We start from the raw sequence: 14486 nt of genomic DNA, 5'->3' as shown, positions 1-14486 counted from the left end.
GAATTCGCCTTCTTTCAATGTTCATTAAATGGTCTTTATATCGATCATTAAATGGTTTAATGGTCGTTTTGTAGATCATTTTGTTGCGATAATCCTTGCGTAGCCCATACTGGTGCAATGCCTGAGGAGAGTCCTGCATGTCAAAACGTACCTACTCGCCTATCACTCAGAGCGCTTTGCAGCTCTTTAGCCAACTCATCGCCCTCAAGCGTCGTGAAAGAGGGTTGACCCAGCAAAATCTCGCAGAGCGGCTCGGCGTGACTCGAGGCACGCTGCGCCGCCTGGAAGCAGGTGATCCAAAATGCGAGATCGGTCTTTTTTTTGAATTGGCCTACTTGCTCGGTATCCATTTGTTCGACGCGCCGGAGCGTTATCAAAGCCTGGCTATCAGCATTCAAGACAAGCTGGCAGTGCTGCCCACACGTGTGCAGAAAACCAGGCAAGAGGTAGACAATGACTTCTGACACGACGCCCTGCTTCGTTTGGGCCTGGCTGCCGGGTTCCAGTCTTCCAGTGGTAGCTGGGCGTTTGGTCCGGCAGGCTGATGACAGGTTCGGCTTTATCTACGGTCGCAGCTATTTGGCCAACCCCCGCGCGATAGCACTCAACTCTCTGGAACTGGGCCTGAGCTCCGAACTGATAGAGCCGCCAGACGGGATGAAGCTGGCGAGCGGTATTCGTGACGCATCGCCAGACGCCTGGGGGCGGCGCGTGATCATCAACCGGCTATACGGCAAGGCGGGTCTGGCGGCCTATGATCAGGATCTGGACGAGCAGACCTACATGCTTGAGTCTGGTTCGGATCGCATTGGCGCGTTGGATTTTCAGACTTCCGCCAGCCACTACGTTGCACGAAGCAATGACAACGCCACGCTTGAGGAATTGCTCAATGCGGCGAGTCTGGTTGAGCAAGGCATACCCCTTACCCCTGAACTGGATCAGGCGCTGCGGCATGGTTCATCCATTGGCGGGGCAAGGCCCAAAGCGCTTATCCAGGAGCATGAACGCAAGTACGTGGCAAAATTTTCTGCCTCCGGTGACACCATCAGTGTGGTGAAGTCCGAGTTCATCATGATGCGTCTTGCGCGGCTGTCAGGGCTGAATGCGGCACCGGTCAAGCTAGAAAAGGTATTGGGCAAGGATGTGCTGCTGATTGAGCGTTTCGACCGGGTCAAGCTCGACGATGGGTGGGCGCGTCGGCTCATGGTTTCTGCACTGACTCTGCAAGGGTTGGACGAGATGATGGCTCGTTACACCAGCTATGAGGCGTTGACCCATGTGATCCGCAGGGACTTTCACGATCCGCGCGTCGATCTGCGTGAACTGTTCGCAAGGCTGGTATTCAACGTGCTCTGTGGGAACACAGATGATCATGCGCGTAACCATGCGGCGTTTTTTGATGGACAGGCCTATAGCTTGACCCCTGCCTACGATATTTGCCCGCAGAGTCGTTCGGGGAACGTGGCAAGCCAAGGTATGTTGATTCTTGGGCAGGCCAATCAGAGCCAGATAGCGTTGTGCCTCAATGCTGCGCACTTGTTCTTGCTCGACCGAGTGCAGGCTCGTGAGATTGTCATCGGGCAACTGGAAAATATTGCATTGCACTGGTCAGCGATTTGCCTGGAGGCGTCCATAAGCAATGTCGACCAGAATGTGCTGGCCACCCGTCAGATGCTCAACCCCTTTGCCTTCGAAAACTTGCCGGATCAGGATATGGACATTGCCCGATTGGCAGAGCGTATACGCCCTCAGTTGCTGGCGACTGCGCTTGCTTGAGTGCCGGCAGATCAACGGGGATCGTCAGCAACACCCACCAAAACCGGTACCTGCACCCGGTCGATCACCTTGGCGCTGATCGACGGGTCGAGCAGCCGCCCAAGGCGTGACAGGTGGCGGTGGCCCATGATGATCAGCTCGCATTCGAGCGCCTGTGCCTTGTCGATGATCGCCTCGGCCGGTTGGCCTGTCGCCATGCAGCCGACGGCCTCGAAGCCTGCTTCGCGCAGGTTGGCGACGGCGAAGGCTACCGCGCGCTCGGCCAGTTGTTGTTCGTCGCAGGCGGCGGGGTACTCCTCCAGTTCCTGCTCGGTGTAGGCCTTGGGCTGGTGGTGCACGGCGAAGGTGCTGTCGATGGCCAGCAACACGTGCAGGCTGTGCTCGCCGGGGCGGCAGTAGCGTCGTGCAAGGTCTAGCAGGCTGGCCGAGGCGGGGGAGGCGTCGATGGCAATCAGGACGTGTGGCATGGGGGATCCTTGTTGGCAGTGGCGGCCTGTCGCGGGGCAAGCCCTCTTCCACAAAGTCCAGGCGCTCGCCAGCGTGGGAGCGGGCTTGCCCCGCGACAGGGCCGCTAAAGGCTGACCCATAACCAGCCCAAGATAAATGGCCCGCCACGCACGGCGGCATTGCGTCTGACGCAATCCGGCAACCTGCTACCATCGCGTTTCCCACAGTAGTCACGGAACACCCGCCATGCAACTCCCGGACATGAACCTGCTGGTCGCCCTCGATGCCCTGCTCGACGAAGGCAGTGTGGTGGGCGCAGCCCAGCGCATGAACCTGAGCCCGGCAGCCATGAGCCGCACCTTGGGGCGCATCCGCGATGCCATGGGCGACCCGATTCTGGTCCGCGCTGGCCGCGGCCTGGTGCCGACGCCACGGGCGCTGGCGCTGCGTGATCAGGTGCGGCTGCTGGTGGAGCAGGCTGGGCAGGTGTTTCGCAGCGGCGATGAGGTCGACCTGGCCAACCTCGACCGGGCGTTCAACATTCGCACCAATGACCTGTTCATTGCCCTGTATGGGGCGCGGCTGCTGCACATGATGCTTGCCGAAGCACCGAACACGGTGTTGCGCTTTGTGCCCGAGCATCAGGGTGATGACGACCTGGTGCTGCGCCATGGGCAGATCGACCTGGTGGTCAGCTCGAGCATCGAGCTTGGGCCTGAAATAAAGGTGCAGAGCCTGTTCGATACCTGGTTCGTTGGCTTGGCGCGGGCCGACCACCCGATCTTCGATGGGCCAATCACCCCCGAACGTTTTGCCAGGTACCCGCAGATCAGCGTGTCGCGGCGCGGGCGGGCCAATGGGCCGATCGATGTGGAGCTGGGCAACTACGGCGTGCACCGGCGGGTAGCGCTGATCACCCCGAGTTTTCATTCAGCGATGTTCTCGTTGCCGGAGTCGGACCTGATTCTGCCGATGCCGGCGAACATCCTCGGCAGCGTGGCCAAGTTCGGCCTGCCGCTGCGCGCGTTCGAGATCCCGGTGCCGCTGGAGAAGGTGCGGGTGATGCAGGCCTGGCATCCGCGCTTTGACAACGACCCCGCGCACCGATGGTTGCGCAGGACGTTGAAGGCTTGCTGTGGTAGCGAGACCTGAAGGGGCTGCTTTGCAGCCCATCGCAGCCCATCGCAGGCTATCGCCAGCTCCCACAGGTTCAAGGCAAGGCCCTGATATTGCGACTGTGCGCGGTCCCTGTGGGAGCTGGCGACAGCCTGCGATGAGGCGAGAACAGGACTGCCAATCAAATCCGTGGGAGCGGGCTTGCCCCGCGATCCAGGCGACGTCGATCCAAGGTGGATTGCGTCTGGCGCAACATAAACCTGCCAATAAGTCGCTTTCCGTCATCATTCAACCTTCTTAGACTTCCCCCAGCCGAAAATTTGTTGCTGGAGATGTCATCCCATGAGTTCCCTGACCACACCCTCTGCCGCGCCCGCTGCGCCTGTGCAGGCGGCGTTTGGCCTGCAGGTGGTGGTGGGGCTGTTCGGCGTGCTGCTGGCGGTGCTCTGCGCCGGCCTCAACGAGTCTGTGACCAAGATTTCGCTCAACGATATCCGTGGCGCGATGGGCATCGGCGCCGATGAGGGTGCCTGGCTGCTGGCCGCCTACAGCGCAGCCTCGGTCTCGGCCATGGCCTTTGCGCCGTGGTTGGCCACCACCTTTTCACTGCGCCGTTTCACCCTGTGCGCGGTGGCCCTGTTTGCCCTGCTTGGCCTGCTGCAACCCTTCGCCCCCAACCTGCACAGCCTGATGCTGCTGCGCGTGTTGCAGGGCTTCGCCTCCGGGGCCTTGCCGCCCATGCTGATGAGCGTGGCGCTGCGCTTTCTGCCGCCAGGCATCAAGATCTACGGCCTGGCCTGCTATGCCCTGACCGCTACCTTCGGGCCCAACCTCGGCACCCCGCTGGCCGGGTTGTGGACCGAGTACGTCGGCTGGCAGTGGGCGTTCTGGCAGATCATCCTGCCGTCGCTGCTGGCGATGCTTTGCGTCGCCTGGGGCCTGCCCCAGGACCCTCTGCGCCTGGAACGCTTCAAGCAGTTCGACTGGCGCGGCGTGCTGCTGGGCCTGCCGGCCATCAGTTGCACCGTGCTCGGCTTGTCGCTGGGCGACCGCTGGGGTTGGTTCGATTCGCCGCTGATCTGCTGGTTGCTGGGCGGCGGTGGGCTGTTGCTGGTGCTGTTTCTGTACAACGAATGGTCCGAACCGCTGCCGTTCTTCCAATTGCGCATGCTGTCGCGGCGCAACCTGAGCTTTGCCTTGCTGACCCTGGCCGGGGTACTGATCGTGCTGTCTGGCACGGCCAGCATTCCTTCGGCCTACCTGGCCCAGTTGCACGGCTATCGCCCGGCGCAGACCAGCCCCTTGATGATGCTGGTGGCCATGCCGCAGTTGCTCGCCCTGCCGCTGGCCGCTGCGCTGTGCAACATCCGCGCGGTGGACTGCCGCTGGGTGCTCGGCGTGGGCCTGGCCATGCTGGCGGCCTCGTGCGTTGGCAGCAGCCTGCTGACCTCCCAGTGGATTCGCGGCGACTTCTACCCGTTCTACCTGCTGCAAGTGTTCGGCCAGCCGATGGCAGTGCTGCCGCTGCTAATGCTCTCGACCAACGGCATGAGCCCCCAGGAAGGCCCGTTCGCCTCGGCCTGGTTCAACACGGTCAAGGGCCTGGCAGCGGTGATTGCCGGTGGCCTGATCGAGGCCGTTGGCACCTTGCGCCGGCATTTTCATTCCAGCCACCTGGTCGACAGCCTGGGCAATGCGCCGCTGCTGGATGACCACGCGGCGGGCCTGGCCAAGCGCATCCATGACCAAGCCCTGGTGCTGACCTCTGCCGACCTTTACCTGGTGATGGCGGGCATCGCCATTGCCCTGATCTGCCTGATTCCCTTCGTGCCCACCCGGGTCTACCCGCCCCGTGCGGTGGCCTGAGCCTGTGGATGAATTCGAGAAAAGCAAAATGACCCAGAAACGTAAAACCCTGTTTATCGGCGCGGTCCTCGCCGTCGCCGTGCTGGCCGCCATCGCCGGCCCCTGGCTGTTTGGCAGCGACCACCACCAGAGCACCAACGATGCCTATGTCAGCGCCGACTACACAGTGGTCGCGCCCAAGGTTGCGGGCTTTATCAAGGAGGTGCTGGTTGAGGATAACCAGCAGGTCAGCGCCGGCCAGTTGCTGGCCACCATCGATGCCCGCGACTACCAGGCCGCCCTCGATGCGGCCGAGGCGCAGTTGTTGGTGGCCAAGGCGCAGAGCCTGGATGCCCGCGCTACCTTGGATCGCCAGGCCGCGCTGATTGCCCAGGCGCAAGCGGCGGTGAACGCCGCGGCTGCTGAAGTGGCCTTTGCCGACCATGAAGTCGGGCGCTACAGCCGCCTGGCCGAGCAGGGCGCCGGCACCGTGCAGAACGCCCAGCAAGCGCGCAGCCGGGTCGACCAGGCCCGCGCCCGGCTGGCCAACACCCAGGCGGCGCTGCTGGCGGCGCGCAAGCAGGTGGATGTGCTCAGCGCCCAGGTTGCCAGCGCCGATGGCCAGCTCAAACGCGCGGAGGCCGGGCTTGAAAAGGCGCGCCTGGACGTGTCGTACACCCGCATCACCGCACCGGTGGATGGCATGGTCGGCGAGCGTGCCCTGCGCGTTGGTGCGTATGTAAACCCGGGGGCGCGGTTGCTCTCGGTGGTGCCATTGGCGCAGGCGTACATCGTTGGCAATTTCCAGGAAACCCAGCTGACCCATGTGCAGCCGGGGCAGCCGGTGAGCATCAGCGTCGATACGTTTGCGGGTGAAAAACTGCACGGCCATGTGCAGAGCATCGCCCCGGCCACCGGGGTGACGTTTGCGGCGGTGAAGCCTGACAACGCCACTGGCAACTTCACCAAGGTGGTGCAGCGTATTCCGGTGAAGATCGTCTTCGATGATGGGCAGCCGTTGCTTGAGCGCTTGCGGGTGGGTATGTCGGTGGAGGCGACCATAGACACCGGGGGGGATTTGGTGGATGGCAAAGAGGTGAGTGCGCGATGAGTGGGCTGCGGATGTGTGATCGTGCCGAGATTGCTGGGGCTGCGGCGCAGCCCTTTCGCGGCACAAGGCCGCTCCTGCAAGGGATCGCGGTCGCATGGGCTGCTCCCATACTGCTCGCCGGCTGCACCCTCGGCCCCGACTTCCAATCCCCTGCCAGCCAGGCCCCGCAAAACTGGGCCGCGCTACAAGCCCAGGCCGCGGCCAGCCAGCCGGTCGCCGAACCGTTGGAGCTGCGCTGGTGGGACGGCTTTCATGATGCCCAACTCAGCGCCCTGATCGAAAAGGTCGCCCAGCGCAACCTCGACCTGCAGATGGCCAGCGCGCGCCTGCTGCAAAGCCGCGCCATACGTGGCACGGTGGCCGCCGAGCAAGCGCCTTCGGTGGATGCCGACGCCGGCTACAGCCGCGCCCGCAACAGTGCCCAAGGCTTGAACGACCCGTCTGGCAACGCGGGCAAAAAGGCCTACAACCTGTGGCAGGGCGACCTGGTTGCCGGTTGGGAGCTGGACCTCTGGGGCCGCGTGCGGCGCCAGGTCGAGGCCGCCGATGCCAGTGTCGAGGTGGCCGAGAACGACCGCCGTGGCGTGCTGCTTGCGCTGCTTGCAGAGACCGCCGGTGATTACATCCAGTTGCGCGCCGTGCAGCATACGTTGCAGGTGACCGAGGACAACCTCAAGGTGGCCCGGCACAGCCTGAAACTGTCCGAAGACCGTCAGGCCGAAGGCGTCGCCACGCGTCTGGACGTTGCCCAGGCCAGCGCCCAGGTTGCTTCGATCGAAGCGCGGCTGCCCAGCCTTGAAGCCCGCCGCGACGACCTGATCAACGCGCTGAGCCTGCTGGCTGCCGAGCCACCGCGTAGTTTGCAGGGCCTGTTGCAGCCAGGCGGCGAGCTGCCGGCGCCGCAGCAGCGTTTTGCCATTGGCGTGCCGTCGGAGCTTGCACAGCGCCGGCCTGATATCCGCCAGGCCGAGGCGCGGTTGCATGCCGCAACGGCCAGTATCGGCGTGGCCAAGGCTGACTTCTACCCGAGCATTCGGCTGTCGGGCAGCGTCGGTTTTCAGGCCATGCAGCTGTCGGACTTCGGCGCCTGGGATTCGCGCCGCTTCGCCTTCGGCCCGCAACTGTCGCTGCCGCTTTTCGAAGGTGGGCGGCTCAAGGGCACCTTGCAACTGCGCGAGGCGCAGCAGCAGGAAGCGGCGCTGAATTACCGCAAGGTGGTGCTGGGGGCGTGGCATGAAATCGACGATGTATTGCGGTTGTACAACGCCAGCCAGCTGCGCCGCGACCACTTGGCCGAAGCCGTGCGGCAGAACCGTATCGCGCTTGAGACCGCGCAGCGCCGGTACGTGGAAGGGGCGGTGGATTTCCTCAACGTGCTGTCGGTGCAATCGGCGCTGCTGGCCAGCGAAGAGCAGTGGATCGACAGCTCGGCGGCTGTTTCTCAGGCCTTGGTTGGCCTGTACAAGGCACTCGGTGGTGGGTGGCAGGCCTTCGACAAGGCCTGAAATCATTCGATCACACTCAGTTGTAGGAGCGGCACAAGGCCGCTCCTACAATGGCCGCGTCGATTGTGGTTCGGGGGCTTGCCCCGCGGTGCCTCAGAGCGGGCGCAGCAGGCCGAAGCGTTTGCGCAATACCCCGTCCAGCACGCGCTGCGGCAGCAGCCTGGCAATCAGCGGTAGCGCCGTGCTGCCATTGCCAATACGCACCAGCGCCGGCACCGGCGACTTGCGCGTAGCGGCCAGCAGCCCTTGGGCGAAGACCGCGGCAGGCGTAGGCCGGTCCTGCGAGGCCCGCGCCCGAGCCTGTACCTGCTCACGCAGTGGCCACCACGGCGAATCGGTCGCCAGCACTTGCTCGGCCTGTTGCTGCGCATTGCTGGCAAACTGCGATTCAATCGCCCCTGGCTGTACTTCCATCACTCGGATGCCAAACGGCGCCAGCTCCAGGCGCAGGGCATCGCTCAGCCCGTGAACGGCAGCCTTGGACGCGCAATACGCCCCGGCGAACGGGGTCACCAGCACCCCCGACACGCTGCCGATGTTCACCACCAGCCCACGTGAACGGCGCAGGTGCCCGAACAGCGCGCGGGTGACGCCAACCACGGCGAACACGTTGGTTTCGAATTGCTGGCGCATGGCCTCGACGCCGCCATCGAGCAGCGGGCCCATGGCGCCGTAGCCGGCGTTGTTGATCAGGATGTCCAGTTGCGGCAGTTCCTCGGCCAGGCGGGCCAGGGCCTCGGCGTCGTTCACATCCAGTTGCCGGGCGGTGAAGCCTGCGGCGTTCAGTTGGTCGACATCCTGCGGCTTGCGGGCGGTGGCCCAGACCTGGTGGCCGGCATCGCGAAAGGCGTGGGCCAGGGCGCGGCCAATGCCGCTGGAACAACCGGTGATAAGAACGGTGGGCATTGGCTGGGCCTGTGTGGGTTGGTTGGAGGTGCTGTGGGCGATTCCATGGTTTCAAGCAAGTAGCTTTTGATCGTGTAGGAGCGGCCTTGTGTCGCGATGGGCTGCGAAGCGGCCCCAGGATTCGTGCCTCATGCAGAATAGCTGGGGCTGCTTCGCAGCCCATCGCGACACAAGGCCGCTCCTACCGGGGCCACGCCCGGACATCCGTGGGAGCTGGCTTGCCCCGCGACAGGGCCGAATCAGTTGGCAAATGTACCTTGCAGGTGCTCGGCACGAAACTCCAGCGTCTGCGCCCGATACCCCGAGCGTAGCGGCGGCAGCGGCAGGCAGTCGTGCCACTCGCTGCCCGCCTGCAGTTCGCCAGGCCCGCGGTAGCGCGGGGCATTGTAGGTGTTCTCGGCAAGGTTCACGGTGTCGCCCGGCGCATAGGCCGCGACCCGCCAGCGCAACTCGGTCAGTGGCACCTTGTTACCGTTTTTCATGCGTACCAGCAGCGCACGGTCGGCAGGGCATTGCTCGGGCGCATAACTCAGGCGAATATCCAGGCGCGCCAGTTGCGCCGCCTCGCGGCTGTCCTGCCAGGCCACCCCCAGCGCCACCAATCCCAGGCCGCACACCGCCGCCAGCGAGATCGGCAGGGCCTTGCCCGGATAGCGCAGCAGCAGGACCAGCCAGGTGAGGATGAGCAAAGCGCCGATGATCATGGTGATTCAGGCCTCGGTGAAGGGGGCTCTTCATCTTGGAGCCGCTAGGTTTTAGCTGCAAGCCACAAGAAAAAGCGGGGCAGTGTTGAATCGAAAACCTTCGACCCACCACTGCCCCGCTTTTTCTTGCAGCTTGCAGCTAGAACCTTGCAGCTGCTTTATTGCGCGATGGTTTTCACCGAAACGCCGCGCTCGACCGGCGTGGACGTACGCCCATAGACATCCTCGAAGCGCTCGATGTCATCCTCGCCCAGGTAGCTGCCGGACTGCACTTCGATGATCTCCAGCGGGATCTTGCCTGGGTTGCGCAGGCGGTGCACCGAAGCAATCGGAATGTAGGTGGACTGGTTTTCGGTCAGCAGGAACACGTTCTCGTCGCAGGTTACCTCGGCGGTGCCGGATACCACGATCCAGTGCTCGGCGCGGTGGTGGTGCATCTGCAGCGACAGCGCAGCACCGGGTTTTACCGTGATGTGCTTGACCTGGAAACGCCCGCCCATGTCCACCGAGTCGTACGAGCCCCACGGGCGGTACACCTCAAGGTGGTTCTGGGTTTCGCTGCGGCCCTGCTGGTCAAGGGTGTTGACCATCTGCTTGACGCCCTGAACCTTGTCTTTGTGGGCGATCATCATGGCGTCCTTGGTTTCGACCACCACGATGTTCTCAAGGCCGATCACCGACACCAGCTTGCCGTTGCCGTGGATCATGCAGTTGTGGCTGTCCTGCACCACCACATCACCCTTGGTGACGTTGCCGTTGTCGTCTTTTTCCTGCACTTCCCACAGCGACGACCAGCAGCCCACGTCGCTCCAGCCCGCCGACAGCGGCACCACGCAGGCGCGCTGGGTCTTTTCCATGACTGCGTAGTCGATGGAATTGTCCGGGCAGCAGGCGAAGGTGGCTTCGTCGATGCTCAGCACATCGGCCTCTTCATCGCTGCGCTCAAGGGCCAGCAGGCAGGTGTCGTAGATGTCCGGGTCGTGCTTTTTCAGCTCTTCGAGGAAGCGGCTGGCGCGGAACAGGAACATGCCGCTGTTCCAGAAGTAGCCGCCAGCGCGGACGAACTCGTTGGCACGCTTCTCGTCGGGTTTCTCGACGAACTGCGCAACCCGCGCCACGCCTTCAGGCAGCAGGGCGTCCTGGCTGGAGCGGATGTAGCCGTAGCCGGTCTCAGGCTTGGTCGCCGGCACCCCGAACAGCACCATCTCGCCGCGCTCGGCGGCCACGGTGGCCAGGGCCAGGGCGCGTTGCAGGGCCTTCTGGTCCTCGATCACGTGGTCGGCCGGCAGCACCAGCATCAGCTCGTCACGGCCTTCGTTGACCAGCTTCATGGCGGTCATCGCCACGGCGGGTGCGGTGTTGCGCCCGAACGGCTCCATCAGGATCGCCTGGGTGTCCAGGTTCAGCGCGGCCAGTTGTTCCTGGACGATGAACTTGTGGTCCTTGTTGCAGACCACGATCGGGCTGTCCATGCCTTCGAACACCAGGCGCTCGATGGTTTGCTGGAACAGCGTGTGCTCGCCGGTCAGGGCCAGGAACTGCTTGGGGAACTGTTTGCGCGACAAAGGCCACAGACGCGAACCGCTACCACCAGAAAGAATTACCGGGATCATCATGTTTCTCCAATAGTCGTTATGAGGCAGAGGGATCAGTTGCTAGCCACGGGGCGAGTTACCCACACCGGCGACAGGCTGTTGCCGGAACCGGTGACGTACAGCACGGCTGCTTCGCCGCGCTCCAGAGCGACGGGTTTGACGTCGCCGACTTTCTTGTCGCCTGCATACAGGGCAAGGTTGACCTTGACCGGATTGATTTCACGTTCGCCACGGCCCTTGGCCGCTACTGGCTTGACCACTTCGGTCTTGCCGTCGGCAGTCTTCAGGGTCAGTTGCTGGTCGCTCAGGTTCTGCACGCGTACCAGGGCTTTCTGCTTGTTCTTGAACGGCGGCTCTTCGATCAACTGCGGGGTGCCGCCGGCGTTGTTGACCAGGGTGTAGTACTTGTCCGAAGCCAGTTTCACCGGGACGCTCTTGCCGCCCACCTGGGCGGTGTAGTCGCCGCCTGGCAGGAAGCTGAAGTCGCTGCTGGACTGGGCGCCGACCTGTTTGATCTGGGTGTTGCCGACCGAGGCTGCGGTCGGGGCGCTGGTGGCGTTGTACAGGCGCACGAAGGTCGAGCCTTTCGGTGCGCTTGGGCCGTACAGGGCAGCATCGGCGCCGGCGAAGGCCTGCATCGAAGCCAGGGAAAGGCCGGCTGCGAGGGTGAGGGCTTTGGCAATGGTGGTTTTAGTAGTCATGTGCGTGTTCCTCTCTATCAGTGGTTCGTCCGGTTGGACGACAAGGCCAGGTTTTCTTCGGATTTTCGGGAGTTTTTCAGCTGCGCGATCCACTGCGGATCGAAGCTGCTGAGGTCGTTTTTCATCGGCAGATAGCGTTCGGGGAATTCCCACACCACAACCTGTGGCGGGGCGTTCTTGAAGGCATCGCTTTGCAGGTACTTGAGCATTGGCAGCAGCGGGCCGTGACCGTCCTCGGCGTAGTTGGCGACGTCGCTGTGCAGCGCCTGCTGCAGCGCGCCGAGGAAGTTCCAGTGCGGGTTGGCGCTGTAGCTGGTGCCCACCAGCGCCACCGGGATCTGCGTGTCGGCAAACAGGGCATCGCCGCCGCCCTGGCCTTCAGCATCGGCGGGCCGAGTGCTGCGCTGTTGCAGGTTGTCCGGGCTTGGCAGCAGGTTGCTGAACAGCGGGTCCAGGGGCAGGAAGTTGGTCAGGTCGCCTTTGTACGGCGCGCTGGCGCCGGCTTCGGTGATGAAGGTCTGCGGCTCGGCGTCGAGCAGTTGCTGGCGCTTGACCGTCTCGGCGACGGCCTGGGCCACCACCTCGGCGCCCAGCGGCGTCCAGTGCGTGTCGGTACGCAGGAACACCTGGCCACGGGCCTTGGCCTGTTCCAGCGGCGCCAGCAGGTCCGGGGCCAGCACGTTGGCCTGGCGTGCCTGGGCGTGGAAGCGGTTGAACAGGTCGTCGTGCAGGCTGGCCGGGGTTTCCTTGCCGATGTACTCGGCATACAGCCGCGCCTTGGCCGGCACGATCGCCAGCACCAGTTGCACGCCTTGGCGCTGCAAGGTGTCGCGGACACCGCGCACCAGTGCCAGGTTGTCCTGCATCTGTTGCTCGGCGTCGGCAGCGGGGTTGAACTCCTCGTCGGTGAACAGCCACTGCTCGCGGCCCAGCACCACGCCAGGGCGGCCTTCATTGAACAGCTTGTAGTCCAGCGCGGCCCAAAGGTTGGTGCCCAGGCGCTTGATCGGGAACTGCTCGTCGTAGTGGGTTTCGGCGGCCTTGGCCAGCTTGCCGTTGAGCACGGTCATCTGCTCGGTGCGGTTGAAGCTTTCCAGCCCGCCAAGCGACCATGCGCCCAGGCCAACCAGCAGGCCCATGAACGACAGCGAATAAGTGATACGAAGTGTCCGGTTCATGATCGGGGCCTCAGAACTGGAAGTAGAGGAACGGTGAGTAGCTCTGCGCCGAGAGCTTGAGCACCGAGGCGACGAACAGCAGCAGCACCAAGGCGCGGGTCATGACGCGGGTCCAGTCCATGCCGACCGAACCGTCGGCATTGACCTGCACCGGGGTACGCGGCGCCTGGGCCGGGGCTGCGTTGCGGTAGAAGTCGCGCAGGCCGAAGAACGCCAGGGTCAGGTAGGCAACCACCAAGGTGGCCACTTGCAGCCCGGTGAGCTGGGCGCGGTTGAGCTCGGACAGCTGCCACTCGCCGAAGCTGAACATGGCGCCGTACATGCGAGCGGCCACATGCAGGTTTTCGGCGCGGAAGATCACCCAGCCGACCACCACCAGCAGGAAGGTAAAGGCCCACTTCACAGGGTTGAAACGCTGCGGGTTGGTGTCCAGGCCCAGCGCTCGCTCGATTGCCAGCCACATGCCGTGCCAGGCGCCCCAGATGATGTAGGTGAAGTTGGCGCCGTGCCACAGCCCGCCCAGCAGCATGGTCAGGAACAGGTTGCGGTAGGTGTTGAAGGTGCCTTTGCGGTTGCCGCCCAGGGTGATGTACAGGTAGTCGCGCAGCCAGGTCGACAGGCTGATGTGCCAGCGGCGCCAGAACTCGGTGATCGACTGGCTGATGTAGGGCTGCTTGAAATTTTCCATGAAGCGGAAGCCCATCATCAGGCCCAGGCCGATGGCCATGTCGCTGTAGCCGGAGAAGTCGAAGTACAGCTGCGCGGTGTAGGCCAGCGCACCGAGCCAGGCGTCGCCGGTGGTTGGGTTTTCCAGGGCGAAGCAGTGGTCGGCAACCACCGCCAGGGTGTCGGCGATGAACACTTTCTTGATGAAACCCTGCATGAAGCGGGTGCAGCCTTCGGAGAACTTGTCCAGGGTGTGGGTGCGGTTGTTGAACTGGTCGACCAGGTCCTTGAAGCGCAGCACGGGGCCGGCGATCAGGTGCGGGAAGATTGCCACGAATGCTGCGAAGTCGATCAGGTTGCGCGTGGCCGGGGTATCACCGCGGTAGACGTCGATGATGTAGCTGATCGACTCGAAGATATAGAACGAGATACCGATCGGCAGCAGCACGTGGGTCAGGATGAACGGCTCAAGGCCGAACGAAGTCATGATCGCGTTGAGGCTGTCGACGCCAAAATTGGCGTACTTGAAGTAGCCCAGGATGCACAGGTCGACGCCAACGCCCAGCAGCAGCCAGCGCTGCGCGGGCTTGGTGCGTACGCCGGCGGCGCCCACCTTCAGGCCGATCCAGTAGTTCCACAGGGTGACGCCTGCGAATAGGGCGAGGAAGTCCACGCGCCACCAGGCGTAGAAAATGTAGCTGGCAACCAGCAGCAGCAGGTTGCGGTAGCGGTTTCCGCTTATGTAGTACAAGCCGAGGAAAACCGGCAGGAACAGGAACAGGAACACGTTGGACGAGAAGACCATCCCGGTTCTCCTAGTTATGCACAGCACCTGGGGCAAAGCGCCCCCCAAACCCCCCAGCCTGGACCGGGGAGCAACCTAATACCTTGTGGGAGCGGGCTTGCCCCGCGACGGCGTCGGCAATGCCGGGCGCC

13 protein-coding genes are annotated in these 14486 nt (G+C 63.6%); 6 read left to right on the top strand and 7 right to left on the bottom strand.

Annotation, left to right across the window (positions count from 1 at the left end; all coding sequences use genetic code 11):
* The first annotated feature begins 137 nt into the window (after positions 1-137).
* Both HU719_RS00535 and HU719_RS00530 read left to right on the top strand, forming a co-directional pair.
* Complete coding sequence (locus HU719_RS00535; RefSeq protein ID WP_186520076.1) at positions 138-464, top strand: helix-turn-helix transcriptional regulator; 327 nt, start codon at positions 138-140, stop codon at positions 462-464.
* Positions 454-1776 (top strand): type II toxin-antitoxin system HipA family toxin, encoded by a 1323-nt coding sequence (locus tag HU719_RS00530; RefSeq protein WP_186520077.1) that lies wholly within the window; start codon positions 454-456, stop codon positions 1774-1776. Before HU719_RS00535 ends, HU719_RS00530 begins: the two co-directional genes overlap by 11 nt.
* Before the next feature lie 11 nt (positions 1777-1787).
* Here HU719_RS00530 and HU719_RS00525 read toward each other — a convergent pair whose 3' ends face one another.
* Entirely contained in the window at positions 1788-2243 is a 456-nt protein-coding gene (locus tag HU719_RS00525) for a universal stress protein (protein WP_186520078.1), read from the bottom strand.
* Between the two features lie 226 nt (positions 2244-2469).
* Between HU719_RS00525 and HU719_RS00520 the strand changes: the two genes are divergently transcribed.
* The 4 genes from HU719_RS00520 to HU719_RS00505 all read left to right on the top strand — a co-directional run bounded on the left by HU719_RS00520 (position 2470) and on the right by HU719_RS00505 (position 7800).
* Entirely contained in the window at positions 2470-3375 is a 906-nt protein-coding gene (locus HU719_RS00520; protein WP_186536402.1) for a LysR family transcriptional regulator, read from the top strand.
* A 306-nt stretch (positions 3376-3681) separates the two neighbouring features.
* Positions 3682-5205: an MFS transporter gene (locus HU719_RS00515; protein ID WP_186536401.1), complete on the top strand. Its 1524-nt coding sequence runs from the start codon at positions 3682-3684 to the stop codon at positions 5203-5205.
* Between the two features lie 28 nt (positions 5206-5233).
* A complete protein-coding gene (locus tag HU719_RS00510) occupies positions 5234-6295 on the top strand; it encodes an HlyD family secretion protein (RefSeq protein WP_186520081.1) in 1062 nt (353 codons plus the stop codon).
* Positions 6296-6306: 11 nt separating this feature from the next.
* Positions 6307-7800, top strand: a complete 1494-nt coding sequence (locus tag HU719_RS00505) for an efflux transporter outer membrane subunit (protein WP_225917088.1) — start codon at positions 6307-6309, stop codon at positions 7798-7800.
* Positions 7801-7893: 93 nt separating this feature from the next.
* Here HU719_RS00505 and HU719_RS00500 read toward each other — a convergent pair whose 3' ends face one another.
* From HU719_RS00500 to HU719_RS00475, 6 genes are all read right to left on the bottom strand, one after another.
* Positions 7894-8706, bottom strand: coding sequence for an SDR family oxidoreductase (locus HU719_RS00500; protein WP_186536400.1), 813 nt, complete (start codon positions 8704-8706; stop codon positions 7894-7896).
* Between the two features lie 239 nt (positions 8707-8945).
* Entirely contained in the window at positions 8946-9410 is a 465-nt protein-coding gene (locus HU719_RS00495; RefSeq protein WP_186521496.1) for a multidrug transporter, read from the bottom strand.
* 158 nt (positions 9411-9568) lie between these two features.
* On the bottom strand, positions 9569-11023 hold the full coding sequence (locus HU719_RS00490) for a mannose-1-phosphate guanylyltransferase/mannose-6-phosphate isomerase (RefSeq protein ID WP_186521498.1): 1455 nt from the start codon (positions 11021-11023) through the stop codon (positions 9569-9571).
* Between the two features lie 35 nt (positions 11024-11058).
* Complete coding sequence (locus tag HU719_RS00485) at positions 11059-11706, bottom strand: alginate O-acetyltransferase AlgF (protein WP_186521494.1); 648 nt, start codon at positions 11704-11706, stop codon at positions 11059-11061.
* Positions 11707-11723: 17 nt separating this feature from the next.
* Positions 11724-12884: an alginate O-acetyltransferase gene (locus HU719_RS00480; RefSeq protein WP_186521492.1), complete on the bottom strand. Its 1161-nt coding sequence runs from the start codon at positions 12882-12884 to the stop codon at positions 11724-11726.
* 10 nt (positions 12885-12894) lie between these two features.
* Positions 12895-14355, bottom strand: coding sequence for an MBOAT family O-acyltransferase (locus HU719_RS00475; RefSeq protein WP_186521490.1), 1461 nt, complete (start codon positions 14353-14355; stop codon positions 12895-12897).
* Positions 14356-14486 lie beyond the last annotated feature (131 nt).

Source organism: Pseudomonas farsensis (assembly GCF_014268805.2).
Taxonomy (GTDB): Bacteria; Pseudomonadota; Gammaproteobacteria; order Pseudomonadales; family Pseudomonadaceae; genus Aquipseudomonas; species Aquipseudomonas farsensis.
This window is presented reverse-complemented; position numbering and strand designations above follow the sequence as displayed.

Excerpts from the sequence above, each read along its gene's own strand:
- HU719_RS00535 (WP_186520076.1), top strand. The coding sequence starts at position 138 with ATGTCAAAACGTACCTACTCGCCTATCACTCAGAGCGCTTTGCAGCTC.
- HU719_RS00530 (WP_186520077.1), top strand. The coding sequence starts at position 454 with ATGACTTCTGACACGACGCCCTGCTTCGTTTGGGCCTGGCTGCCGGGT.
- HU719_RS00525 (WP_186520078.1), bottom strand. The coding sequence starts at position 2,243 with ATGCCACACGTCCTGATTGCCATCGACGCCTCCCCCGCCTCGGCCAGC.
- HU719_RS00520 (WP_186536402.1), top strand. The coding sequence starts at position 2,470 with ATGCAACTCCCGGACATGAACCTGCTGGTCGCCCTCGATGCCCTGCTC.
- HU719_RS00515 (WP_186536401.1), top strand. The coding sequence starts at position 3,682 with ATGAGTTCCCTGACCACACCCTCTGCCGCGCCCGCTGCGCCTGTGCAG.
- HU719_RS00510 (WP_186520081.1), top strand. The coding sequence starts at position 5,234 with ATGACCCAGAAACGTAAAACCCTGTTTATCGGCGCGGTCCTCGCCGTC.
- HU719_RS00505 (WP_225917088.1), top strand. The coding sequence starts at position 6,307 with ATGTGTGATCGTGCCGAGATTGCTGGGGCTGCGGCGCAGCCCTTTCGC.
- HU719_RS00500 (WP_186536400.1), bottom strand. The coding sequence starts at position 8,706 with ATGCCCACCGTTCTTATCACCGGTTGTTCCAGCGGCATTGGCCGCGCC.
- HU719_RS00495 (WP_186521496.1), bottom strand. The coding sequence starts at position 9,410 with ATGATCATCGGCGCTTTGCTCATCCTCACCTGGCTGGTCCTGCTGCTG.
- HU719_RS00490 (WP_186521498.1), bottom strand. The coding sequence starts at position 11,023 with ATGATCCCGGTAATTCTTTCTGGTGGTAGCGGTTCGCGTCTGTGGCCT.
- HU719_RS00485 (WP_186521494.1), bottom strand. The coding sequence starts at position 11,706 with ATGACTACTAAAACCACCATTGCCAAAGCCCTCACCCTCGCAGCCGGC.
- HU719_RS00480 (WP_186521492.1), bottom strand. The coding sequence starts at position 12,884 with ATGAACCGGACACTTCGTATCACTTATTCGCTGTCGTTCATGGGCCTG.
- HU719_RS00475 (WP_186521490.1), bottom strand. The coding sequence starts at position 14,355 with ATGGTCTTCTCGTCCAACGTGTTCCTGTTCCTGTTCCTGCCGGTTTTC.